The organism is Cedecea neteri (genome assembly GCF_000758305.1).
GTDB classification, from domain to species: Bacteria; Pseudomonadota; Gammaproteobacteria; order Enterobacterales; family Enterobacteriaceae; genus Cedecea; species Cedecea neteri_C.
The window spans coordinates 132,443-154,829 of the sequence record NZ_CP009458.1 but is presented as its reverse complement, the minus strand read 5'-3'; the positions used below and the strand labels follow the sequence as shown (position 1 = coordinate 154,829).

Here is a 22,387-nt window from a genome sequence, read left to right as displayed (position 1 = left end):
TGCTTTCGCGTTATAGCGCGCAGGACACGCAGCCCTGCACCTCGGTGCCTTCCAGCGCCAGCTGCCGCAGACGAATGTAGTAGAGCGTTTTAATGCCTTTCTTCCAGGCATAAATTTGCGCTTTATTAATGTCGCGGGTGGTGGCGGTATCGCGGAAGAACAGCGTCAGCGAAAGCCCCTGGTCAACGTGTCGGGTGGCCTCGGCGTAGGTGTCGATGATCTTTTCCGGGCCGATGTCGTAGGCGTCCTGGTAAAACTCCAGATTGTCGTTGGTCATAAACGGGGCGGGGTAATACACACGCCCCGTTTTACCCTCTTTGCGGATCTCAATCCGGGAGACAATCGGGTGGATGCTCGAAGTCGCGTGATTGATGTAAGAGATCGATCCCGTCGGAGGGATCGCCTGCAAATTCTGGTTGTACAGGCCGTGTTCGCGCACGTCGTCGCACAACTGCAGCCACTGTTCGCGGGTTGGAATCGCAATCCCCGCTTTGGCAAACAGCCCCCGGACTTTCTCCGTTTTTGGCTCCCATGTTTGCTCGAGGTACTGGCGGAAGTATTCGCCGCTGGCGTAGCGGGATTGCTCAAAACCGGCAAAACGCTGCTGCCGTTCGCGGGCTAAAGCATTGGAAGCGCGAAGCGCGTGCCAGGTGATGGTGTAGAAATAGATATTGGTGAAATCCAGCCCTTCCGCTGAGCCGTAGGCAATGCCCTCGCGCGCCAGGTAGCCGTGAAGATTCATTTGTCCCAGGCCAATGGCATGGGAGGCGGCATTCCCGACTTCGACCGACGGGACTGAGCGAATATGGCTCATATCAGACACCGCCGTCAGGCCGCGAATGGCGGTCTCCACGGTGCGGCCAAAATCCGCAGAATCCATGGTATGCGCGATGTTCAGCGAACCCAGGTTGCAGGAAATATCTTTGCCCGTTTGCGCGTAATCCAGGTTTTCATCGTAGGTCGAGGCGCTGTTTACCTGCAAAATTTCCGAGCAGAGATTGCTCATATTGATACGCCCGGCAATCGGGTTGGCGCGGTTAACCGTGTCTTCAAACATGATGTACGGGTAGCCGGATTCAAACTGGATCTCCGCCAGCGTCTGGAAGAAATCGCGGGCGTTGATCCAGCTTTTGTGAATGCGGTCGTCGTCCACCATCTGCTGATAAAGATCGTTGACGCTGATGTCGCCAAACGGCTTGCCGTAGATTCTCTCCACGTCGTAAGGCGAAAACAGCGCCATCTGCTGATTGGTTTTGGCGAGCTGGAAGGTGATGTCCGGGATAGTCACCCCGAGCGACAGCGTTTTAATGCGGATCTTCTCGTCGGCATTTTCCCGTTTGGTATCGAGGAAGCGCAGAATATCCGGGTGGTGCGCGTTAAGGTAAACCGCACCCGCGCCCTGGCGTGCACCAAGCTGATTGGCGTAGGAAAAAGCGTCTTCCAGCATTTTCATTACCGGGATCACGCCCGATGACTGGTTCTCAATGCGTTTGATGGGCGCCCCGGCTTCACGCAGGTTCGAAAGCAGGAAGGCGACGCCACCGCCACGTTTGGAAAGCTGGAGCGCCGAGTTAACCGCGCGGCCAATCGACTCCATATTGTCCTCAATCCGCAGTATGAAGCAGGAAACCAGTTCGCCCCGTTGCTTCTTACCGCAGTTGAGGAACGTTGGCGTGGCGGGCTGGAAACGGCCGCTGAGCATCTCTTCCATCAGGCGTGTGGCAAGCGGCTCATCTCCCTGCGCCAGGGTCAGCGCCACCATGCAAACGCGGTCCGGGAAATGTTCCAGATACTGTTTCCCGTCCCAGGTTTTCAGGGTGTAGCTGGTGTAGTACTTCCATGCGCCTAAAAAGGTCTGGAACTGAAAGCCGCTGCCGTGGGCTCTATCGAACAGCTCTAGGATAAACGGGCGCGAATAGCGGGTTAGCACGGCATCGTCGTAATAGTGCTCGGCCACCAGATAGTCCAGCTTCGCCTGCAGGCTGGGGAAGCTGACGGTGTTCGGCAAAACGTGCTGCGCAAAGAAGCTTTCTACGGCCTGTTTGTCTTTATCAAACTGGATGTTTCCCTCTTTGTCATAGAGGTTGAGCATAGCGTTGAGGGCGTGGTAGTCCACGCTTTCCGTTGCTAAACGGACTGCTTCTGTCGTTGCCAAAATTCGCTTACTCCCTTACGCACGTTGTCGATGTCTTGCGGGGTGCCCAATAGCTCAAAACGGTAGAGATAAGGCACCTGGCATTTTTGTGAAATGACGTCCCCGGCCCGGCAAAACCCTTCGCCAAAGCTGCGGTTGCCGCTGGCGATCACGCCGCGGATCAGCGCGCGATTGTTCGGGTTGTTCAGGAAGCGGATCACCTGCGGCGGTACCGCCCCGGCAATGCCGCCGCCGCCATAGCTGGGCACGATTAAAATGTAGGGTTCCGTCACTTCCAGGCGCGCTTTTACCTCCAGGGGAATGCGTAAGGCGGGTAGCCCCAGGCGTTCGATAAAACGCAGGGTGTTTTCCGACTCGCTGGAGAAGTAGACGAGGGTGCTCATACGCTGGCGGCAACGCAGAGGCGATTGATCATATCCGGGCGAAAACCACTCCAGCTTTCGGCTTCTGTTACCACCACCGGCAGCTGGCGGAAGCCCTGGGCTCTCAGGTCGTCAGCCGCCTCCGGACACTGATCAAGATTAATCATTTCGAAGGCAAAACCCCGGCTCTCCATCGCCCGTTTTGTCGCATGGCACTGAACACAATCATCTTTAGTGTAAATAGTAATGCGCATGATTCGTATTTCCCTTTAGAATGATGGAACGCCGCATAAAGTGGACCGCGGGTGGTGTGTTCTTACTGAAAGAAATACTAGATGTTGATTTTAAAATTTTCAACCACGCAAGATATAGTGTTTTTTGCGATTTTTTGTAGGGGGTTGAAAAGTGTAGGGGAAGGGGAGGCTTCTTCGGTACAAAGAGATTTTATCCAGGAAAGAACGGTTGAGATTTCGCTATTCTGCTGATAGCCCCTCACCCCGGCCCTCTCCCCAAAGGGGAGAAAGCAGCAGGTCAGAACAGTGCGAAATCTATTCTCTGGGGCGAGGGAGAAAACAACAGGTCAGAATAGATGGCGTACTATTCCCTCTCCCTTTCAGGGAGAGGGTTAGGGTGAGGGTAAAAAAACCAGAAGCGATGCTGCGGTTTAAGCCTGAGCAGCCATATAGAACGTGTCTGTATCTAAAAGATTACTGCCTCATCCCAATCGCAACCCGGTTAAACGCATTCATCATGCTGGCCGCCAGCGTCAAATCAACAATCTCCTCGGCGCTGAAAAACTGCAGCAGCGGCTGGTACACATCATCTTCGGCATTGCTGTCGGCAATCAGGGTGAGCGCTTCTGCCCACGCCAGCGCCGCACGCTCTTTTTCTGTGAACTGGTGACTGACTTTCCAGCCCGCCAGCGAATCCAGCTTCACCTGATCAACGCCGGATTTACGCAGCGCTTTGGCATGCATCTCCAGGCAATAAGCACAGCCGTTAATCTGCGACACACGCAGGAAAACCAGCTCGATTAGCTCGTTGCTCAGAGGGCCATTTTCCAGCCCCTGCAGCGCCTGCCGCATCGGTTTGATCACGTTGGGGGAAAGCTCATAGTAAGGCTGACGTAATTCGATCATGGTGTGGCTCCTCATGTTGGTGTGAGGGCAATTTACCACTATGATGGACTATCAAAGAGAGCCATAAATTAACTAAAAAACCAGACCATGAAGAAAAAATTCGCGCCGCTGACCGTGGCCTCTCATCCCGCTCAGCCGCGCTACCAGCAAATCGCCCGTCAGCTAAAGCAGGCGATCAACAGCGGCGAGCTGGCTGCAGGGAGTCGCCTGCCCTCCAGCCGGACGCTGGCGCTGGAGCTGGGAGTTGCCAGAGCCACGGTTGAGAATGCTTATGGCGATTTAGTGGCTCAGGGCTGGCTGGAGCGGCGTGGGCAGGCGGGCACTTTTGTGAGTCCGTCGGTAAAGCACGATCCCGGTGGTCAAAACATTTCGGCCGCTCACCCGCAAGGAGCGCCCAGGCCTTTTCAGATGGGGCTTCCCGCGCTGGATCTCTTCCCTCGCGCGATTTGGGCCAGGCTGATGGGGCGGCGGTTACGGCAGCAAACTCGTTTTGACCTGATGCTGCCGGAACCTGGCGGGGAAGCCTCATTGAAGCAGGCGATTGTGGATTACCTACGCTTCTCACGCAGTATTGACTGCCAGCCGGAGCAAATCTTTATTACCTCCGGGTTCCAGGCCGCTTTAGCCCTGGTACTCGCCACGCTTGCGCGACCGGGGGATGGCATCTGGCTGGAAGATCCCGGCTACCGCTTTGTTCGGCCTGATTTTGCCAAAGCCGGGATGGCGATCCGGGCGATCCCCGTGGACGATGAAGGCATGCAGGTTGATTACGGCGTGAACCATTTTCCCAATGCTCGTTTTGCGCTTTTGACGCCCGCGCACCAAAGCCCGTCAGGCGTGGCGCTCTCTCTTTCACGGCGGCACGCGCTGCTGGAATGGGCCAGCCGGGAACAAAGCTGGGTCATTGAAGATGACTACGACAGCGAGTTTCGCTACCACGGTAAGCCCTTGCCGCCGCTAAAAAGTCTGGACAGCCCGCAGCGGGTTATTTACGCGGGGACTTTCAGCAAATCGATGTTTCCGGCCCTGCGTGTTGCATGGCTGGTGGTGCCTTCCCACGCGGTAGAAGATTTTCAGCGTCAGGCTCGCAGGCAACCCTGTACCGCTCCGATTCTTATTCAGCAGGCGATTGCCGACTTCTTGAGGGAAGGGCATTTCTGGCGGCACTTAAAAAAAATGCGTCAGTGCTACGCCGAACGTCGGTTATGGCTCGAGGAGGCGCTACGTGAGCAAGGGTTTACGGTTGTGCCTCAGGAAGGCGGCATTCAGATGGTGATGCAAGTCGAAGGTGACGATTTGATCATCGAAGGCAAAGCCAGAGCCGCAGGACTTGCTGTGCAGGCGCTTAGCCGCTGGCGAATTGAACACGCCGGGCCTGGCGGTTTGCTACTGAGTTTTACCAATATCAGCTCGTATGAAATGGCCCAGCGCTATGCGCTTCAACTGCGGTTGGCCATAAAGTAAAAACCCCGGCGAAAGGGGCCGGGGTTACAACGCGCATTTAGTCTCATTTATCGACTGTTAAACGCCTGGGGTTAGCGGCGTGACACCAGCAATGCCCCAAGGACAATACCTACCGCCGCGCCAATCCCCACGCTCTGCCAGGGTTTGTCGCGAACATAGGAATCTGCGCAGCCAACGGCATCTCGCGCGGCTTGCGTCACTCGACCCTGATTGCCGTTAATCCTTGCACGGGTCTCTTTCAGAAGCGCTTCGGCTTTTTTGCGTGCGGCATCAACTTCATCTTTTGCGTCGCTCCCGAAGGACTTCAGTACATCTTCCAGCGTATCCGCCAGCTGGCTGACATCGTTATTGATTTCGTCTACCTGATCGTCAACGTTATTTTTGTTTGCTCGGCTAGCCATTATTGTCTCCCTTTCTAAGATGTAACGCTAAGTGTAGACCATGGATTTTAGTTATGGGGCGGCGCAAAGCCTTTGCTGGCCTTTCTGGACAATTCCGAAAGCGTTGTCAATGCTGCTTATTGTATGGTTGCGATGCAGTAAATGATGACGAGGAAAATCTATGTATTTACGACCGGATGAGGTGGCCCGAGTGCTTGAGAAATCGGGTTTTACCATGGATGTGGTAACGGCAAAAACCTACGGCTACCGTCGTGGTGAGAATTACGTTTATGTTAACCGCGAAGCGCGCATGGGGCGCACCGCCCTGATTATTCACCCCACTCTGAGAGAGCGCAGCCAGTCGCTGGCCGAACCGGCTTCAGAGATGAAAACCTGCGATCACTACCAGCAGTTCCCGCTCTATCTTGCCGGCGAAACGCACGAGCACTACGGTATTCCGCACGGTTTCAGTTCCCGCATTGCGCTGGAAAGATATCTGACAGGGTTATTTGGCGAGTCTGAATAAGTGAACGACTGGCTTCGGGCCAGTCGCCCTTGCGAGTCGGGACTCAGGCGCCCGCTTTCATGCCCATCTGGCCGCTGACGCGAAACAGGCGGCGGCAGAAATCCAGGAAGTAGCCGTAAGCGGCACCCATCATCATCGACACCAGCAGATTTGAGGTCACGGCAGCCACAATCTGGTGCCAGTCAGCGCCCACGCTCCATAAAATCACCACATAGACCGGGGACTGGAAAGTCACATAAGCCAGCACGTCGGCCAGGTTTTTCGCCCAGCTCGCCGGAGTCAGGCGGCGCGCGGTGCGCATAAAGGCATCGCGGTAGAAGCCGTAGGGCCAGGCGATAATAATGTTGACTGGCACGGCGACCAGGCGGGAAGAGAGCGACTGCTCGAAGGTCATACCTGAGAGGAAAATCTCAATCATCATGTTCACTACCGAGCAATACACTACCATTGCAAAAATATCTGCGGCGGCATGGCGTAAGCGTGACTCAGGGGAAAACATAATGTTGACTCCGGTTTAAAAGTAGTCGCTTGCGCTACTTTTATGACTGATTGTTGGTGTTATAAATCATGTAATTTATCGTGCGTAGAGTATGTCACTGCAATGTTTTCATCAATTAGCTATAAATTTTTATTTATAGGTTTTTTGTCGATAAAGTGCGTTGAAACACACTTTGCTGCTGGTATTTCCTGATTTTGTGATTCTGTTTTTAATTTCTTATTTATTATCAACAAGATGATTTAACTGCGTCTTAAAGCACAAAATCCCCTAAAAACTCTGGGTTTTAGGGATATCCATCGCGCTTAGAATCGTTATATAATTATTTATATAGCGAGCAATGGGGAGTCGCTGATGGATAACCATTTTGGTAAGGGCCTGATGGCCGGAATGAAAGCCCGACAGGCGGACAGCGCGGTTAACGTGGAGCGTTTTTGTGCGGATTACAAACGCGGCTTTGTGCTGGGCTTTACTCACCATATGGCCGAGCAGACCGGCGATCGCCAGCGTGCTGCCTGGGAGGCCGGGGTGTTAACCCGTCGCTATCAGCTGGATAAAGAGTCGGTGGCTGACTTCCTGAAAGAGGTCAACGCGGACGTTGTGGTTCGATGTTTCTTTGCGGGTTATGAGAAGGGCTATTGATTGCTGGCCTGGATTGCCGCCGTGCCCGGTTGTTTATGAATGGCGACGACAAGGATAGGGGCACTTTTATTGAGAAGAACGGCGTGATTAACCTCACGCCGTTTTTTTGTTGCTTAGCAAACGCCGAAATCGCCTTCTTCCTGGTACAACGAAACCGAATCTGCCTTCAGCGTCAGTTGCTCCGCACCTAAGGTCGCGGCCGGGACGCAAATCAAATCTTCTCCCTGTACCTCGACTACCTGCAGCTTTGGGCCGCCCTGTTTAGGCTGAACCACATCACCTGGTTTAAACATAGAAAAACCTCTGAATGCTAAGGGAATTTAATGCGGTTTTGCCGCCTGATAACCATAGATCAGAAATCGAGGCGGATAAAGCAAGATACGCTAGCGCCGGTTCCACGGCAGCCAGGCCAGTACGCGCGCCATACCGCAAAATCCGCTGATACCTGCGAACAATAAACCGGCTCCCACGAAACCTGATAGCAGGAAAAATCCGCTATTAACACTGTACCCGAGCACAACCCCAAGCAGGATTAACGTGCCGGCGACAATTTGTACCTGCCGCATGATTGGCAGAGGCTGACTTTTATCCGCCAGAACCTCCTGTCCGCCTTTTTTCCACGCTTCGAGGCCACCGGCCAGCAGCATGACCTGGGCCGGTTCGGCAAGCGCCGCCAGTTTTTGGGCATGCTGAGAAGAACGCATTCCGGACTGGCAATGGAAAATCACCACATCATGGGGATCGAGTGGCCCCAGCCTGGCGCCGTTTTCAATCGCGGAAAGCGGCATCAGATGCGCCTCTGGAATGTTCTCGCGGGCATGTTCATCTGGCTCGCGGATGTCGATCAGCGCGGCACCGCCGGCAATGAGCTTTTTCGCTTCTTCTGGCAAGATGGCTGAAATAGTCATGATATTCCTCAGGGGCAGTAAATGGTTTTCAGCGTCGCGATCACTTCGCGTACCGCGCTATCTTTGATGAAATAGAGCACTCGCTGCGCATCACGCTGGCGCTCAATGAGGCCTTCATCCTTCATTTTCGCCAGGTGTTGGGAGGTCGCTGATGGGCTTAATCCTGCGGCGGCAGCCAGTTCTCCGGCCCCGGTGCCTGGGGAGTCGAGGAGAAGGCAGAGGATCAGCAAGCGCCGGGGATTGCTCATGGCTTTAAGCAGTTTTGCGGCTTCATCCGCACTGGACTGGAGTTGGGATAGTTCAGATGTCATGATTTTTACTTTAGATAACTCTAAATTTAGTAAATGCTAAATTAAAATCACAACAAAGGAAAGAGTATGCGGGCAATTCTGGTGCGGCATGGCGAAAGTGAGGGGAATCAACAAGGCATTATTCAGGGAAGGCTGGACAGCCAACTTACGGCGCGGGGCATCCGGCAGAGCTTTGCGCTGGCTGACGCGTTGGCCGATTTAACTGTGGCGCATATTTACACGTCACCAGCGCTACGTGCCCGGCACACAGCGGATGTGCTGACCAGTAAATTACACAGTCAGATAACCGTAGATGAACGTCTGCAGGAACGTGATTTTGGGCTGCTTCAGGGGATAAATACGATGGAGGCGCGAAAACAGCATCCTGAGTTATTTGGCGCCCTGCTATCGGGCGATCCGCTGCGGGTAAGTTCTCAGGGTGAAAGCCTGGATAATGTGAGTCATCGCCTGTTTTCCTGCCTGAAAGCGCTAAACGAACGTCACCAGAATGATACCGTTATTATTGTCAGCCATGGCCATGCTTTGGAAATTGCTATCTGGCAATTGAAAGGCGCTTTAATTACCGACGATCTCCGGCAATATGGGCATCAAAACTGCAGTTATAGCATCATGAATATTGAAGGTGAATGTATCAATTTGGTTAAATGGGGTATTGCGACGCATTTACGCAATATTTGATGGACATTATTGGTGCTGTTTAAGCTCGTTGATGGTTTATTTGTTGCACTGAAAACAGGGTTTTTTATAGGTTTTTTTTGATGACTAAATTGATTTTTTACTTTCAAAAACAAAATTAGGGTTAATTTCCTAATAGGATTAATCTGTAAATTGCTTTTTTTGAGTCTTTCCTTTCTGTATTTTGATAATGGATTTAAATTCAAATAAAACATGGTGTTATGTTTTGTTTTTGTCTGAAAAATATCTGTTTTCTTCCCCGTTTAATTTCTCCTTCCTATTCATTCCATGCGCCAAATCAAATTGTAATACAATTTAATTTTACTTAGGTCTATTTTCGCGGTGTTAAAATTAGTCACCGAAATGAATTTTATCCATGCAAGAGATAGCCGTGAAAGGTTGATTTTATCGCCGTCTGGGGTGTTTTTGTAATTACATTATTTTAACACGAGAGTGATTTTTAAATGAGGCCTGCTTTCATTTGAAGGTTGTTTTCGCTCGTCTTTTAAAACCCTAAGGCAATTTTAAATAAATTGTTGCACGCCTGTTTCTGATATTTCGAATCAACACGACTCCGCAGAGTTAAAGAGGACGCAAATGCCCCGTATATTACAGAACCCAGGCAAGCGACGTTTGATTGCCACCGCGATCAGTGCCGCCTTATTAAGTACCTTCCCTCAGCCAACGTTTGCTGACGACGGACAGGCTGGAAATCCGGCAACCGTGTCTGACAGCGCGCAGGGTGGCGGAGGCGGCACGATGGATACCACCACGGGCATCGGTGGGAACGGCGGAGCGGGCGGCGCAGGCGGGCGTGGGCAAAGCAGCAGCCAGGGGGAGAACGGGGGCGCGGGCAGCGTTGACGGCGTAACCAATTCGCTGCCAGCGGGTACCGCAACCGGTGGGAAAGGTCAGCAGTCTGATGGTACTGCCTCTATCGGCAACGGTTCGGCCGGTGGCGGCGGTGGCGGTGGATCTGCCGGGGAAGTGCTGAACAGCAACAGCGGCAATAATAGCGGTGACATCAAAGGCGGGAACGGTGGCCGGGGAGGCAACGGCGGCAGTAATACCACGGATGTTACCGAATCGGGTAACGGCGGCAGCGGCGGTGATGGCGGTGACGGCGGCGCCGGCGTGCTGATCACCGGCGCAGGCAGCTATACCAACAGCGGTTCTATTACCGGTGGCGACGGCGGTACCGGCGGCAATACCGGGAGTGCCACGGCAAACGATCAAACCGAAGCGGGCGAAACCCTCCACGGCGGCAGCGGTGGGGCAGGCGGCGCGGGCGGTGACGGCGTGATGCTGACCCAGGGTGGGAATGTGACTAACACCGGGACGATTACCGGTGGGCACGGTGCCACAGGTGGCCTTGCAGCAAACGCGGATACTAAAAACAACGCCAATGTGACCGGCGTGGGCGGGAGCGGCGGTGAGGCGGCCGAAGGCGGGAGCGGCGTCTGGCTGAGTGGTACCAGTACGATAACCAACAGCGGCAGAATTTTGGGCGGCGACGGCGGCGACGGCGGTAACGGCGGGGCCGTTGAGTCGGGCCAGGGGACTGGTGTTGTGGGATATGGTTCTGCGGGCGGCAACGGCGGCAGCGGGATCACCGTGGAGGGTAGCGGCAACGTCATCAACAACCAGGGCGGCCATATTATCGGTGGCAATGCCGGCACTGGTGGTGGCGGTAACTCCAACAGTAGCGGGGATAACCTCAGCGGTGGCGATGGCGGCGACGGCGGTAAAGGCGGGACCGGGATCGAGCTTAAAGGCGGCGGCAGCGTCAGTAACTTCGGCGAAGTCACCGGTGGGCTCGGCAATCGCGGCGGCGGCAGCGGCAATCTAAGTACTTCCCAGGGCGGAGACTCCGGAGCTGGCGGCATTGGGATTGAAATCAACGGCGGCGGGGATGTTATCAATGAGTCCAGCGGGGTCGTCACCGGCGGTAAAGGCGGAGATGATTCTGCGGGCGGCGGTGGCGTCGGTGGCGCCGGTGGTGATGCAGTCTCCATTGTCGGGGCCGGGAACGTGACTAACCAGGGTGCGTTTGTGGGCGGCAACGGCGGCGCGGGGGCCAACGGTAACAGCCCGACGTCCGACGGCGGGACCGGCGCAAAAGGCGGGAACGGCTTATCCATTGAAGGCAACGGCACGCTGACCAACGACGTTGGTGCCAGTATTACCGGCGGGCTAGGCGGGACCGGAGGCGGCAGCGGCGGTGATACCAGTCACGGCGGTAGCGGCGGTGAAGGCGGGAGCGGCGTGCTGATCGGTGCGGGCGGCCAGGTAGTGAATAACGGCGATATCCTTGGCGGCACGGGTAACCGGGGCGGCGGCGGCGGCGGTGATGCCGGTGGCGCGGGCGGCGCAGGGATCAGCATTACCTCCGGTGGCGGCAGCGTTGTTAATACCGGCACGATTTCGGGCGGTAACGGCGGTGAACCCGGTACGGCAGGTGGAACAAACGGCGTTGGAGATATTGGCGTCGGCGGGATCGGGATCAGCGGCAGCGATATGACCATCGTTAATAGCGGGACCATCAGCGGCGGGCTGGATTTCAACGGGCAAAACCGCTCGCAGGCGATTCTGTTTACCGGTGGGACAAACTCACTCGAGCTTCGGGATGGCTATAACGTGCTGGGTGCCGTGCAGGCTACGGCCGGCGACGACACGCTTATTCTGGGTGGTGACGCCAATAGTCAGTTCGATGCCGCCAATATTGGCGACAGCGCACAGTATGAAGGGTTCGAACACTTCCATAAAACGGGCGCAAGTACCTGGGTGCTGAACAACACCACGGCTGCGACAACGCCATGGACTTTGTATGACGGCATTCTGCAGGTGGCTGAGAATGGCGCGCTGGGGTCAGACTCCAGCCTGCTGACCTTTGACGGCGGCACGCTGCAATTAAGCAACAGCTTTGATTTAGACCGTCCCATCACGCTGGAAAGCGCGGGCGGGACGCTCGATACCCAGGAATTCAATACCACCATCAGCCAGGGCGTAGCCGGCAGCGGCAGCCTGACTAAGCTTGGCAGCGGGGCGCTGACCATGACCGGGGACAGTACTTACACCGGTGCGACCACCCTGGCTGAAGGCAGTCTGGACGTGACGGGTTCACTGGTCAGCGACGTTACGGCTAAGAGCCTGACCGAACTTTCCGGGACTGGCAGCATCGGCGCAGCCACGCTGGAAACCGGCAGTACCTTAACCGTTGGCAGCCCGCTGCAGGGTAACGATGATGCTGCCAGTTTCACCGTGAACGGGGCTCTGAGTAACAACGGGACCGTGAATCTTTCTCGCCGGGCCGATATTGTCGGTAACACATTGAATGTTGGCGGTGATTATACAGGCGGTACCGACAGCCGGCTGAACATTAACACCGTGCTGGGGGACGACAGTTCGCTCACCGACAAACTGGTGATTCATGGTGGGACTTCTGGTTCAACCGTGCTGACGGTCAACAACGTTGGTGGCCAGGGCGCGCAAACCGAACAGGGCATTGAAGTGGTGACCGTTGACGGGAACTCCGCAGCGGGCGCGTTTACCCAGTCCGGGCGTATCGTTGCCGGGGCATGGGACTACAGCCTGGTGCAGAAGGGGCAAAACTGGTACCTGACCTCTATGAGCAACCTGCCGCCGGAGCCACCTGTTACCCCGGTTACGCCAACGCAGCCAGATCCTGTAAGGGTTTATCGCCCTGAGGTCGGCAGCTACCTGGTGAACCTGACCGCAGCGAACACGCTGTTTAACCTGACGCTGGACGATCGCGAAGGGGCCACCGAGTATCGTGCCCCACTGGACGAGCGCGGTCTGACCCGCAGCACTTTTTGGCTGCGTCAGGAAGGCGGACAGAACCGCTTCCATACCGGGGAAGGTCAGATAAGATCCAGTGCCAACCGTTATGTGGCACAGATGGGGAACGAGTTCTTACACGGCACCAGCAATCAGACCGACCGCTGGGGCGCGGGTCTGATGGCCGGGTACGGCAACGTGCAGGGCAACTCACGTTCAAACTTGACCGGCTATCGCTCTGAGTCAGAGCTGGACGGTTACAGCGTCGGGGCCTACGGGACCTGGTATCAGAACGCTGTTTCCCGCGAAGGCATCTATGTTGACGGCTGGGTGATGTACAACTGGTTTAACAACCGCGTAAGCAGTGATGATTTGCCGAACGAGGACTACAAGAGCCGAGGCTTCACCGCTTCGCTGGAAAGCGGCTACAACATGCTGCTCAGCGAAAGTGAGCGCCAGGCGGTTTATCTTGAACCTCAGGCGCAGTTGACCTGGATGGGCGTACGCAGCGCCGATCATACCGAGGTTAACGGCACTCGCATTCAGAATAGTGGCCAGGGCAACCTGCAGTCTCGCCTGGGCGTGCGGTTATACCTGCGTGGTCACCGCACAGAGGATGACGGCAAAGGGCGCGAGTTCAAGCCTTATGTGGAAGCCGACTGGCTGCATAACACCAAAAACTTTGGTGTGAGAATGGGGGATAAACTGCTCAATGAAGAGGGGGCGCGCAACATCGGCCAGCTCAAGCTTGGCGTGCAGGGGCAGATTTCGCATGACCTCAACATGTGGGGCGGCGTCGCGCAGCAAATCGGCGATAAAGGCTATCACGACACCTCCGCGATGATTGGCGTGAAATACGGGTTCTGATAAACCCAAAAAGCGGCCGTAATAATTCGGCCGCTTTTTTCATATAAAGACTTTTTGTTTTCCCTTCTGTTTCATTTTTCTTTTTATTATTCAATCAGTATCTCTCTCATAGATAACTCCCATCTAAATAATCTACTTAAAAAATAAATCCTTCTGGCTATGCTACAAAGGCACCGACAGCGCTGGTGTATGTCTTTTTTCTCATCACGACGCGGAAATATATTGTTATGGCCACATTCGACAGAAGAGATTTTATTAAATCGGTCCTGGCGGCCGGAGCTGGAATAGCGCTCACTCCAACTCGCGGTTGGGCCAGTTCGGGAATAATACCTGAAGCCACAATAATTACGGCCAACGGCTGGGTGCCTAATAATGCAAAGCTGCCGGTTCTGCATTACAGAAATGTGTTGAGGCAGGGTGATATTGCCTCGCAAATGGAGGCCATCTTCGCGGCGAATCAGTGGTTTCCACAATGGCGTAACGGCGTTTATGACTACCACCATTACCACTCAACGGCACATGAAGTTCTGGGGTTTGCCAGCGGTACGGCGCGCCTGATGCTGGGGGGGCCTGAGGGGCATGAAGTCACGGTCAATGCCGGTGATGTGGTGCTTTTACCTGCCGGTACCGGGCATTGTCGGCTGTCGGCTAGTGACGATTTTTTGGTCGTTGGGGCTTATCCGGCAGGACAGAGTTTTGATATTTGTCGGGAAGCACCTACTGCCGAAATGAAGGCACGTATGGCCTCCCTGCAGTTTCCAAAAAACGACCCGGTGAATGGACTGGCGCCAGATATTACCGCTTATTGGAAGGCGTAATATTTCTATTTTTCAGTGAATTAAATATTTTACGGGAGTCTCTATGCAGTATGTCAATCTGGGGCAGTCCGGCCTGCAGGTCTCGCAGTACGTGCTCGGCACTTTAACTTTTGGCGGTGATTTTGGTTTTGATCGGGCCGGGAGCGTTGATGTGAAGCAGGCTGCCTCGATGATCGCGCTGTCACGCGACGCGGGGATTAATGCGATTGATACCGCCAATCTTTACTCTTTTGGCCAGGCGGAAAGCATTCTGGGCGAGGCTTTACTGGGGCAGCGTGATGACTGGTTACTGTTCAGCAAAGCACGGTTTCGTATGCATGAAGGGCCGAACGGCAGTGGTGCCTCTCGTCAGCATCTCATTCCTCAGGTTAATGATTCCCTCCGCCGCCTGAAAACGGACTGGCTGGATTTCTTTTGGATTCATGGCTGGGACGGCGTGACGCCGGTGGAAGAGACGCTGGAGGTGATGGATTCGCTGGTCCTGGCCGGTAAAATTCGCTACTGGGGCGTGTCTAACTACAGCGGCTGGCAGCTGGCAAAAACCAAATATCTGGCGGAAAAACTGGGCTATACCGCGCCGGTTGCCCAGCAGATTTATTACACTGCGGAAGGGCGTGATGCCGAATATGAACTGCTGCCCGGAGGTAAAGAAATGGGCATTGGGTCGATGATCTGGAGCCCGCTGGGTGAAGGCTTGTTGACCGGGCTTATTGACCGGGAGACGCCGCCGCAGGATGGAACGCGCCAGGGATCGACCTGGACCGAGCCGCACATCAGCGATCGCGAACGGCTATACCAGGTGATCGACGTGCTGAAAGAGGTTGCGGCGGAATGTGGTAAAACCGTGCCACAGGTCGCATTGGCGTGGGTCAGGCAGCGCCCGAATGTAGATTCTCTGGTTTTAGGGGCGCGTAACGAAGCGCAGCTCAGGGAAAATATTGCCTCTATCCACCTGACGCTGACGGAAGCACAGATGCTGAAAATCGAAGAGGCGGGGCGCCCGGCGGCCATTTATCCATTTTGGCATCGTGCCCAGCTGGCATTAGATCTGCCGTCACCGGCGGAAAAAATGTATCTGGAAGGATGGCGCGAAATTCAGGGATTGTAGGTTGCAGGTAGCACTTTGTTGTTCATGAGAGGCCATTGGCCTCTCTTTTCTGCTCTGGGATTTAAATCAAAAATGATGCAGTCATATAAGAAACCGCTGTTTTCACTGACCGCCAGCGGCAGATGTTTCCTCAAGGGCCGGTATATTCAGGCTTCCTCACCCGCTGGATCCAGAATATCCAAAAACTCTTGTACTGGGCGGTCGTGAACCTTCAGGCTGCCCGGTGTGTCGCTCAGCCAGACCACGGCCAGCTCCCAGCATAAATCTGCGTTACTGATTTTTAGTCGCGCCAGCTTGTCACCCCGGGCCAGCACCACCTCTTCCGGTAGCAGTGCAACCCCCATTTTTCGCTCTACAAGGCTCAGTAATGTATCAAGATCGCTCACTTCAAAGGTGATTTTTCGACTTAACCCCTGTAGCGCAAAACAGCCGTCGTTGACCTTTCGTGTCCCCTGGCCAGACTCAAAATCAATAAATGACAGGCCGGCCAGTGCTTCCATCGCGATGGTTTCCCCCTCTGTGGGCAGGCCGGGAAAATCGTGGGCGAAGGCCAGCACCATCTCATCGCAGGCAATGATACGTGAGGCTAGTCGGTCGGAGACTTCTTCCACCGGCATAATGGCGAGATCGATTTGCTGGTTTTGGATTTTTTCATTCAGCCTTTCAGAGGAGCCCTGGCAGAGTTTGACCTCGAAATCGGGAAACTTACGGATAAATGTTTCCAGAAGTTCCGGTAAATCAATAAACGGCGGCACGCTTTGCACGGTGCCAATGGAGAGCGTCCCGGTTTTCAATGACACAATCGCGTCTACTTCCTGCACCGCTTTATCCACGTAATGGCCGATAGTGTGGGCATAGTGCAAAAACACTTTTCCGGCCATCGTCAGGCGGACTTTACGCGTGGAGCGTATAAACAGCGGTGTCCCCAGCTCTTCTTCCAGTTGCTTGATGGAGGTGGACAGCGCCGACTGCACAATATGCATGCTGAGTGCGGCGCGGGTAAAATTTTCGTGTTCCGCAACGGCAATAAAATGCCGAATTTGGCGCAGCTCCATCATTTATCTCCAGTAAAGATTAATTCAATCTCAATAATGAATTTTACAGATTAACGATACGCTGAGAAAATAGATTTCGCAATGGATATTTATCGCGCCCAAAATAGCTATTCATTGGTTAATTTCCTTTTTATTACGTCGGTGATTTATCGTCGGTTATAAACCTCTGCTTTATAAGTTTTGCTTTATTAATCTAATGCGAACTTGTCGTTGATATTTTTCTTCACCATGAGGAATGCGTTATGAATTACAGTGCTGCACCATCTCGTTACAGCAATAATATGCAATACCGTAAAACGGGAAAAAGTGGCCTGGCGTTACCGCTTATTTCGTTAGGGCTGTGGCAAAACTTCGGCGGGGTGGATATTTTTGAAACCGGCAGAGCCATTCTGCGTCATGCTTTTGATAACGGTATTACCCACTTCGATCTCGCCAACAACTATGGCCCGCCGGCGGGATCGGCGGAAGAGAACTTCGGGCGCTGGATGGCAAAAGACTTTGCTCCTTACCGTGACGAACTGATTATTTCCACCAAAGCCGGGTGGGATATGTGGCCAGGTCCTTACGGTGGCCCAACGGGCACAAAAAAACACCTGATTGCCAGCTGCGAGCAAAGCCTGAAGCGCATGGGACTGGATTATGTCGATATCTTCTATAGCCATCGCGTGGATGCCGATACACCGCTTGAGGAAACAATGGGGGCGTTGGTACAGCTGCATCGTCAGGGCAAAGCGCTTTACGTGGGAATATCTTCTTACTCCCCGGAGCTGACTCGTCAGGCGGCGCAAATTCTGGCTGAAGAGAAAGTCCCGCTGTTCATTCACCAGCCGAATTACTCCATGCTGAACCGGACTATTGAAAACGGGTTGCTGGATACGCTGGCAGAGATCGGCAGCGGCTGCATTGCTTTCTCCCCGCTGGCGCAGGGCATGCTGACGTCAAAATACCTGAACGGTGTGCCGCAGGGCGCGCGTGCTGCCGGAGAAGGCTCTCGGGTGGCTGGCATGTTAAATACGGAGAACCTCAATAAGATCCGCGAGCTGAATGCCGTGGCGGAAAGTCGTGGGCAAACGCTGGCACAAATGGCGATTGCCTGGGTTCTGCGTGATGCTCGTGTCACTTCTGCGTTGATTGGTGCACGTACCGTAGAGCAGCTTGCGGACTCGCTAAAAGCGCTGGATAACCTGGCGTTTAGTGCTCAGGAGCTGGCCGAGATTGACAGGCATGCCACCGAAGGCGGCGTGGACTTATGGCGTGTCTCTTCGCAAATTAAATGAGGTTATTTCACTGATTCAACGCCGCCACTGTGCGGCGTTTTTTTATTCTCAACTTACCGTGTTGCGAGCGGCGTTACGCCATGCTTTCGGCGACAGCCCGGTTTCACGCTTAAAGGCGTTGCTGAAGGCGCTTTCCGAGGTGTAGCCCAGGGACTGGGCCACCATGGCAATTTGGTCTGCCTGCTCGCGCAGCGCTTTCTCCGCCAGCCGCATACGCCACTGGGTAAGATAAGCCACGGGCGTAATGCCCGATACGTTACGGAAATACTCCGCAAATGTGGTGCGCGACATGGCGCAGGCTTTGGCGAGATCTTCCAGGCGCCAGTTCTGAGCCGGGTTGGCGTGGATAAGCTGCAGCGCCGGGGCAAGGCGGGCATCGCCCAGGGCGCGCAGCAAACCTGCCGGAAGCGAACTGCTGGTTTGCAAATGGGCACGCAGGATCTGAATAAACAGCAGCTGTGAAAGCTGCGCGGAGGCGAGCTGGGTGCCGGGCTGGGCCGTTTCTCTTTCGGCAATCAGCTGGTCGAGCAGCCAGCGGAAAGACGCCGCCTGCGGAGATGCGGCCGGGATGTGAATCCACTGCGGCAGCACCTGAGCAAGCATCTGCCCGCGGTTGGGATCCAGCAGGACGTGGCCGCCCATATACTCAAACTCTTTCCCTTCCCCCAGCGCGGCGTAGTTCCGCTCTCCGGCCTTAAAAACGCTCATGGCATCGACCGGCTTGATCTCCGGTGAGCTGGCGACAATAAACGCCCGCCTGGCATTCAGCAGGCCGACGTCGCCGGTGCAAAAATGGATCGGTTCGGGATGGCCTTCGAGCATCACCCAGCAGCTGCCTTTGACGATGGCGAAGAACTTGATTTTGTCCGGCGGGGGGAAGTGAAGCGCCCAGTCGCCGCCCGCGGTAAAGCCGCCGGTAACCAGCGACTCGGCGTCGGCAAATTTGAGGATTTCAGAAAACGGGTCGGTATGCATTTCCGTACTATTGCGCAAGTAGAACGGACTATCAAGCATTCAAAATCCGACTGGCTGGTTTTATTCTGCGCAGCAAGTGAACATATACCGCCTGCTTGCCAGGCCGCAGAGGACAGAAGCATGACACAAGATAGCGTATTGGTTACCGGCGGGACCGGATTTATTGCCCAGCATTGCATTATTACGCTGCTGGCAAAAGGCTATGAAGTTCGCACCACCGTACGTTCTGCTGACCGCAAAGCCGAAGTGCTCAAAAACCTGAAAGAGGGCGGCTGCGAGCCGGGCGATCGTCTCTCCTTTTTCGTTGCAGATTTAATGGCGGATGAAGGCTGGGCTGAAGCGATGGCCGGGTGCCGCTATGTGATGCATGGCGCATCGCCGACGCCTTCAGGCAACCACGCCACCGACGAAGACTGGATCAAACCTGCGGTAGACGGCAACCTGCGAGTGCTCCGCGCTGCGAGCTTTGCCGGGGTTAAGCGTGTCGTCCTCACCTCTGCCTTTGGGGCCGTTGGCGTCGGGCACCCGGCAAGCCATCGCCGCCCGTTTGATGAAACGGACTGGAGCGACGTGTCCGGCAAAGTGTGGCCCTATCAGAAATCGAAAACGCTGGCGGAAAAAGCCGCCTGGGACTTTGTGGAGAAAGAAGGGCGTGGCCTGGAGCTGTCGGCGGTGAACCCGGTGGCGGTAATGGGGCCGGTATTGGGGCCTGATTTTTCCCACTCCACGCGGCTGGTGAAAAACATGCTGGACGGGCAAAAGGGCAATCCGAACATCAACTCTTGCTTTGTGGACGTGCGCGATGTGGCCGACTTGCACTGGCTGGCGATGACGCACCCGGCAGCCAACGGCGAGCGCTTCCTTGCCAGTTCCGGCCACAGCCTGCTGATGGTTGAGGTGGCAAAAATCCTGCGTAAACATCTCGGCGAAGCCGCCAGCAAAGTTTCTACCCTCGCGCTGCCCGACTGGATGGTGCGCCTGGCGGCGCACAAAAATCCGGGTATGAAAGGGTCGCTGACTCTGCTGGGTGTGGACATGAATGTGACCAACGCGAAAGCGGTAAACCTGCTCGGCTGGGCGCCGCGCTCCCCGGAGGAGGCGATTGTCGCCACCGCCGAAAGCTTTATTCGCCTCGGCTTACTGGAAAAATAAGCGCTACCGCTTCGCACTCAGCAGCAGGGCTGACAGCGAAGCGATAAGCCCGAAGAGCGACATCAGCAGCCACGCGGTGTGGTACTGCTCGCTGGCAACGGCGCTGCCGGACACGGCCACAAACACCGCCACGCCTATGGCGGCGCCAATTTGCCTCGATGTATTAATGATCCCGGTGCCGGTGGCATATTGATGCGCCGGGAGTGCTGCCGTGCCGCCTGCGATAAACCCCGTCTGACCGATACCCGCTCCGGCTCCGGTCAGCATCAGCGCAGGCAGGTAGGCCAGCAGATAGTCCGGTTCGGCGTTCAGAGTGCTGTGCCACCAGAGGCCGGCTATCACATACAAAATACCGGCGGCGATGGTGAGTTTTTTAGGGGAAAACCCTGTTCTGCCGGCGATCAACGAAGCGACCACGGCAGTGCCGGGGCCGAGACCAAAAGCGGCACCCGCCTCAACGGTTGGCCAGTGCCAGACCTGGGTCAAAAACAGGCTGCCGCCCAGCAGCATGATGGCAAATCCCATGTAGAAAAAGGCCATGCCCAGCGTCGCCAGGGTAAACGCAGGCACGCGGAATACCCGCAGGTCGAGCGCCGGGGAGGGCTGAGTCAGGCAGCGACGAACGAACAGCGTCAGGAAGATGAACGCCCCGCCCAACACCGTCCAAAGCCTGGCGCTGGCGAAGCCCCAGTCGCTGGCCCAGGAGATCCCGGCCACCAGCAGAGCAAGCCCCGCAACCAGCATTAGCGAGCCGAGAATATCCGGGAAGCGGCTTTTAGTGACCGCCGTTTCCGTCAGGTGCTTACTCAGCCACAGCGCCGGGATCGCCACCGGCAGGTTGATCAGGAAGATCAATCGCCAGTCGATATTCACCAGTGCGCCACCGAGCATTGGGCCGAGCGCGGCGGCAACGGAGCCGGTTGCGGCCCAAATCCCGACCATCTGCTTATGGCGCTCTTTAGGATACGCCGCCAGCAGCAGCCCCAGGCTGGTGGGGATCATCAGCGCTGCGCCCACGCCTTTCAGGCCTCGCGCGCAAATCAGGGTGACAACGTCCGGGGCAAAAGCGCAGGCCACGCTTGCCACCGAAAACACCGCCAGGCCTGCCTTGAAGATACGTTTGCGGCCGTAAATATCCGCCATTCGGCCTGCGGGCACCAGAAACGCAGCAAAGGCAATGGAATAGGCGCTGATCACCCAGGACAGCGCCTGGTTAGTGGCCCCGGCAAAGCTATCGCGAATAGCCGGGAAAGCAAGGTTAACGACAAACAGGTCGAGCGACGACAGCACGCTTCCCGCGCCAATCACAATCATGACCCAGGCGGACACGCGTGCGCTGGCCTGGCTGACGGACGGTGAATCCGTGGAATGAGACATACTCTGCTCCAAAGGAAAGAAAGACCTTAAAGGGCAGGAGTATGAAAAAGTCAGCGGCGGCCGTATTGGATATCTGAAAAATGAGCGCTAACAAATTGTGCCGGAGTGATGCCGAAGCAGCCTTTAAAGCGGCGAATCAAGTGGCTCTGATCGAACAGGCCAACGGCGCTGGCGACGTCCGCAGCGGGCAGGCCCGCGCGGAGCATTTGCCTTGCTGCATCCATGCGGACTCTGTTGAGGTAGGCGTGCAGCGACAAGCCATATGCGGCACGAAAGAGCTGGTTCAGGCGAACACGGCTCAGCCCGGAAGCCTGCGCCATATCTTCCGTGGTCAGCGTGGAAGCAAAGCTGTCGTGAATCAGGTCGCGTACTCGTGCAATCCGCGGTTCATGGTGTTCTTCCTGCGGGGTAAAACAGCGCGTGGAATAGCGGCTTAGCAGTGGTTTGAGGGCGTCAATCAGCGTCACCTCCAGCGCTAAGCTGTCCTGTTGTTGAAACAGGGTACGGTGAAGCGTTTGCAGCCCGGCCACGATATCCGGGTCGCTTAACACCGGGCGGGTAAAACAAAGGCTGTGGTCGGGATTGAGTTCCAGCTCATTAGCAATGCCGTCCACAACCCAGGGCTGCAGGTAGAGCATGCTGTAGGTGTACCCCTGCTCGGAGTAAACGCTGCCGTCGTGGGCATCCCCCGGATTCACAATCATCGCGCTGCCTGCAGGGGCGATGATTGATCCGCGGCCCAGCCCCACTTTCGAGGCCCCGACGTCCATAGTGCCGATCACAAAGTAATCGTGGGAATGGCGCTCATAGCGGTGCTTATTAAAATGGGCGTGCAGGCCCTGGAGCCCCTGTGACGGCGCCGCGACAAATTGCGTCCACTCGTTGGCGAGAAGCTCCATATG

Annotated in this window: 22 protein-coding genes; 9 read left to right on the top strand and 13 right to left on the bottom strand. The window is 55.5% G+C overall.

Going from position 1 to position 22,387, the window contains the following annotated elements; all coding sequences use genetic code 11:
* Positions 1–10 precede the first annotated feature (10 nt).
* The 4 genes from nrdE to LH23_RS00715 form a co-directional block, all read right to left on the bottom strand.
* Positions 11–2,092, bottom strand: a complete 2,082-nt coding sequence (gene nrdE, locus LH23_RS00730; protein WP_419672748.1) for a class 1b ribonucleoside-diphosphate reductase subunit alpha — start codon at positions 2,090–2,092, stop codon at positions 11–13.
* A 35-nt stretch (positions 2,093–2,127) separates the two neighbouring features.
* Positions 2,128–2,538, bottom strand: coding sequence for a class Ib ribonucleoside-diphosphate reductase assembly flavoprotein NrdI (nrdI, locus tag LH23_RS00725; RefSeq protein WP_008458227.1), 411 nt, complete (start codon positions 2,536–2,538; stop codon positions 2,128–2,130).
* A complete protein-coding gene (gene nrdH, locus LH23_RS00720) occupies positions 2,535–2,771 on the bottom strand; it encodes a glutaredoxin-like protein NrdH (RefSeq protein WP_039287022.1) in 237 nt (78 codons plus the stop codon). The genes nrdI and nrdH overlap by 4 nt, the downstream gene beginning before the upstream one ends.
* A 453-nt stretch (positions 2,772–3,224) precedes the next feature.
* A complete protein-coding gene (locus LH23_RS00715) occupies positions 3,225–3,656 on the bottom strand; it encodes a carboxymuconolactone decarboxylase family protein (RefSeq protein WP_008458225.1) in 432 nt (143 codons plus the stop codon).
* A gap of 87 nt (positions 3,657–3,743) precedes the next feature.
* On the opposite strand from LH23_RS00715, the gene LH23_RS00710 reads away from it, so the two are divergent.
* Positions 3,744–5,120, top strand: coding sequence for a PLP-dependent aminotransferase family protein (locus LH23_RS00710; protein WP_052050094.1), 1,377 nt, complete (start codon positions 3,744–3,746; stop codon positions 5,118–5,120).
* Between the two features lie 71 nt (positions 5,121–5,191).
* Here the strand turns inward: LH23_RS00710 and LH23_RS00705 are convergent, their stop codons facing one another.
* Positions 5,192–5,521, bottom strand: coding sequence for a DUF883 family protein (locus tag LH23_RS00705; RefSeq protein ID WP_008458223.1), 330 nt, complete (start codon positions 5,519–5,521; stop codon positions 5,192–5,194).
* 160 nt (positions 5,522–5,681) lie between these two features.
* On the opposite strand from LH23_RS00705, the gene LH23_RS00700 reads away from it, so the two are divergent.
* Entirely contained in the window at positions 5,682–6,026 is a 345-nt protein-coding gene (locus tag LH23_RS00700; RefSeq protein ID WP_008458222.1) for a DUF2002 family protein, read from the top strand.
* Positions 6,027–6,069: 43 nt separating this feature from the next.
* Here LH23_RS00700 and LH23_RS00695 read toward each other — a convergent pair whose 3' ends face one another.
* Positions 6,070–6,525 (bottom strand): L-alanine exporter AlaE, encoded by a 456-nt coding sequence (locus LH23_RS00695; RefSeq protein ID WP_039287017.1) that lies wholly within the window; start codon positions 6,523–6,525, stop codon positions 6,070–6,072.
* Between the two features lie 351 nt (positions 6,526–6,876).
* Here LH23_RS00695 and LH23_RS00690 point away from each other — a divergent pair, with 351 nt between their 5' ends.
* On the top strand, positions 6,877–7,164 hold the full coding sequence (locus LH23_RS00690) for a DUF2623 family protein (RefSeq protein WP_008458220.1): 288 nt from the start codon (positions 6,877–6,879) through the stop codon (positions 7,162–7,164).
* Positions 7,165–7,277: 113 nt separating this feature from the next.
* Here the strand turns inward: LH23_RS00690 and LH23_RS00685 are convergent, their stop codons facing one another.
* The 3 genes from LH23_RS00685 to LH23_RS00675 form a co-directional block, all read right to left on the bottom strand.
* Positions 7,278–7,457 (bottom strand): hypothetical protein, encoded by a 180-nt coding sequence (locus tag LH23_RS00685; protein ID WP_039287014.1) that lies wholly within the window; start codon positions 7,455–7,457, stop codon positions 7,278–7,280.
* A gap of 90 nt (positions 7,458–7,547) precedes the next feature.
* Positions 7,548–8,072: a rhodanese family protein gene (locus LH23_RS00680; RefSeq protein WP_039287010.1), complete on the bottom strand. Its 525-nt coding sequence runs from the start codon at positions 8,070–8,072 to the stop codon at positions 7,548–7,550.
* 8 nt (positions 8,073–8,080) lie between these two features.
* Positions 8,081–8,383, bottom strand: coding sequence for an ArsR/SmtB family transcription factor (locus LH23_RS00675; RefSeq protein ID WP_039287007.1), 303 nt, complete (start codon positions 8,381–8,383; stop codon positions 8,081–8,083).
* Positions 8,384–8,449: 66 nt separating this feature from the next.
* On the opposite strand from LH23_RS00675, the gene LH23_RS00670 reads away from it, so the two are divergent.
* The 4 genes from LH23_RS00670 to LH23_RS00650 all read left to right on the top strand — a co-directional run bounded on the left by LH23_RS00670 (position 8,450) and on the right by LH23_RS00650 (position 15,649).
* A complete protein-coding gene (locus tag LH23_RS00670) occupies positions 8,450–9,061 on the top strand; it encodes a histidine phosphatase family protein (protein WP_039287004.1) in 612 nt (203 codons plus the stop codon).
* Positions 9,062–9,655: 594 nt separating this feature from the next.
* The gene (locus tag LH23_RS24350; RefSeq protein WP_156108005.1) at positions 9,656–13,723 is read left to right on the top strand and encodes an autotransporter outer membrane beta-barrel domain-containing protein; all 4,068 of its coding nucleotides are present in this window, start codon (positions 9,656–9,658) and stop codon (positions 13,721–13,723) included.
* 227 nt (positions 13,724–13,950) lie between these two features.
* The gene (locus LH23_RS00655; protein ID WP_039296256.1) at positions 13,951–14,541 is read left to right on the top strand and encodes a cupin; all 591 of its coding nucleotides are present in this window, start codon (positions 13,951–13,953) and stop codon (positions 14,539–14,541) included.
* A gap of 43 nt (positions 14,542–14,584) precedes the next feature.
* On the top strand, positions 14,585–15,649 hold the full coding sequence (locus LH23_RS00650; RefSeq protein ID WP_039287000.1) for an aldo/keto reductase: 1,065 nt from the start codon (positions 14,585–14,587) through the stop codon (positions 15,647–15,649).
* A gap of 146 nt (positions 15,650–15,795) precedes the next feature.
* On the opposite strand, the gene LH23_RS00645 is transcribed toward LH23_RS00650, so the two are convergent.
* A complete protein-coding gene (locus tag LH23_RS00645; RefSeq protein ID WP_197062502.1) occupies positions 15,796–16,707 on the bottom strand; it encodes a LysR family transcriptional regulator in 912 nt (303 codons plus the stop codon).
* 239 nt (positions 16,708–16,946) lie between these two features.
* On the opposite strand from LH23_RS00645, the gene mgrA reads away from it, so the two are divergent.
* Positions 16,947–17,981, top strand: coding sequence for an L-glyceraldehyde 3-phosphate reductase (gene mgrA, locus LH23_RS00640; RefSeq protein ID WP_039286994.1), 1,035 nt, complete (start codon positions 16,947–16,949; stop codon positions 17,979–17,981).
* A gap of 48 nt (positions 17,982–18,029) precedes the next feature.
* Here the strand turns inward: mgrA and LH23_RS00635 are convergent, their stop codons facing one another.
* Positions 18,030–18,995: an AraC family transcriptional regulator gene (locus LH23_RS00635; RefSeq protein WP_039286991.1), complete on the bottom strand. Its 966-nt coding sequence runs from the start codon at positions 18,993–18,995 to the stop codon at positions 18,030–18,032.
* Between the two features lie 81 nt (positions 18,996–19,076).
* Between LH23_RS00635 and LH23_RS00630 the strand changes: the two genes are divergently transcribed.
* Positions 19,077–20,108: an SDR family oxidoreductase gene (locus LH23_RS00630; RefSeq protein WP_039286986.1), complete on the top strand. Its 1,032-nt coding sequence runs from the start codon at positions 19,077–19,079 to the stop codon at positions 20,106–20,108.
* A 3-nt stretch (positions 20,109–20,111) separates the two neighbouring features.
* Here LH23_RS00630 and LH23_RS00625 read toward each other — a convergent pair whose 3' ends face one another.
* Positions 20,112–21,485: an MFS transporter gene (locus LH23_RS00625; RefSeq protein WP_231560166.1), complete on the bottom strand. Its 1,374-nt coding sequence runs from the start codon at positions 21,483–21,485 to the stop codon at positions 20,112–20,114.
* A gap of 50 nt (positions 21,486–21,535) precedes the next feature.
* Positions 21,536–22,384, bottom strand: coding sequence for an AraC family transcriptional regulator (locus LH23_RS00620; protein WP_039286984.1), 849 nt, complete (start codon positions 22,382–22,384; stop codon positions 21,536–21,538).
* Positions 22,385–22,387: the final 3 nt, after the last annotated feature.

Excerpts from the sequence above, each read along its gene's own strand:
- nrdE (WP_419672748.1), bottom strand. The coding sequence starts at position 2,092 with ATGCTCAACCTCTATGACAAAGAGGGAAACATCCAGTTTGATAAAGAC.
- nrdI (WP_008458227.1), bottom strand. The coding sequence starts at position 2,538 with ATGAGCACCCTCGTCTACTTCTCCAGCGAGTCGGAAAACACCCTGCGT.
- nrdH (WP_039287022.1), bottom strand. The coding sequence starts at position 2,771 with ATGCGCATTACTATTTACACTAAAGATGATTGTGTTCAGTGCCATGCG.
- LH23_RS00715 (WP_008458225.1), bottom strand. The coding sequence starts at position 3,656 with ATGATCGAATTACGTCAGCCTTACTATGAGCTTTCCCCCAACGTGATC.
- LH23_RS00710 (WP_052050094.1), top strand. The coding sequence starts at position 3,744 with ATGAAGAAAAAATTCGCGCCGCTGACCGTGGCCTCTCATCCCGCTCAG.
- LH23_RS00705 (WP_008458223.1), bottom strand. The coding sequence starts at position 5,521 with ATGGCTAGCCGAGCAAACAAAAATAACGTTGACGATCAGGTAGACGAA.
- LH23_RS00700 (WP_008458222.1), top strand. The coding sequence starts at position 5,682 with ATGTATTTACGACCGGATGAGGTGGCCCGAGTGCTTGAGAAATCGGGT.
- LH23_RS00695 (WP_039287017.1), bottom strand. The coding sequence starts at position 6,525 with ATGTTTTCCCCTGAGTCACGCTTACGCCATGCCGCCGCAGATATTTTT.
- LH23_RS00690 (WP_008458220.1), top strand. The coding sequence starts at position 6,877 with ATGGATAACCATTTTGGTAAGGGCCTGATGGCCGGAATGAAAGCCCGA.
- LH23_RS00685 (WP_039287014.1), bottom strand. The coding sequence starts at position 7,457 with ATGTTTAAACCAGGTGATGTGGTTCAGCCTAAACAGGGCGGCCCAAAG.
- LH23_RS00680 (WP_039287010.1), bottom strand. The coding sequence starts at position 8,072 with ATGACTATTTCAGCCATCTTGCCAGAAGAAGCGAAAAAGCTCATTGCC.
- LH23_RS00675 (WP_039287007.1), bottom strand. The coding sequence starts at position 8,383 with ATGACATCTGAACTATCCCAACTCCAGTCCAGTGCGGATGAAGCCGCA.
- LH23_RS00670 (WP_039287004.1), top strand. The coding sequence starts at position 8,450 with ATGCGGGCAATTCTGGTGCGGCATGGCGAAAGTGAGGGGAATCAACAA.
- LH23_RS24350 (WP_156108005.1), top strand. The coding sequence starts at position 9,656 with ATGCCCCGTATATTACAGAACCCAGGCAAGCGACGTTTGATTGCCACC.
- LH23_RS00655 (WP_039296256.1), top strand. The coding sequence starts at position 13,951 with ATGGCCACATTCGACAGAAGAGATTTTATTAAATCGGTCCTGGCGGCC.
- LH23_RS00650 (WP_039287000.1), top strand. The coding sequence starts at position 14,585 with ATGCAGTATGTCAATCTGGGGCAGTCCGGCCTGCAGGTCTCGCAGTAC.
- LH23_RS00645 (WP_197062502.1), bottom strand. The coding sequence starts at position 16,707 with ATGATGGAGCTGCGCCAAATTCGGCATTTTATTGCCGTTGCGGAACAC.
- mgrA (WP_039286994.1), top strand. The coding sequence starts at position 16,947 with ATGAATTACAGTGCTGCACCATCTCGTTACAGCAATAATATGCAATAC.
- LH23_RS00635 (WP_039286991.1), bottom strand. The coding sequence starts at position 18,995 with ATGCTTGATAGTCCGTTCTACTTGCGCAATAGTACGGAAATGCATACC.
- LH23_RS00630 (WP_039286986.1), top strand. The coding sequence starts at position 19,077 with ATGACACAAGATAGCGTATTGGTTACCGGCGGGACCGGATTTATTGCC.
- LH23_RS00625 (WP_231560166.1), bottom strand. The coding sequence starts at position 21,485 with ATGTCTCATTCCACGGATTCACCGTCCGTCAGCCAGGCCAGCGCACGC.
- LH23_RS00620 (WP_039286984.1), bottom strand. The coding sequence starts at position 22,384 with ATGGAGCTTCTCGCCAACGAGTGGACGCAATTTGTCGCGGCGCCGTCA.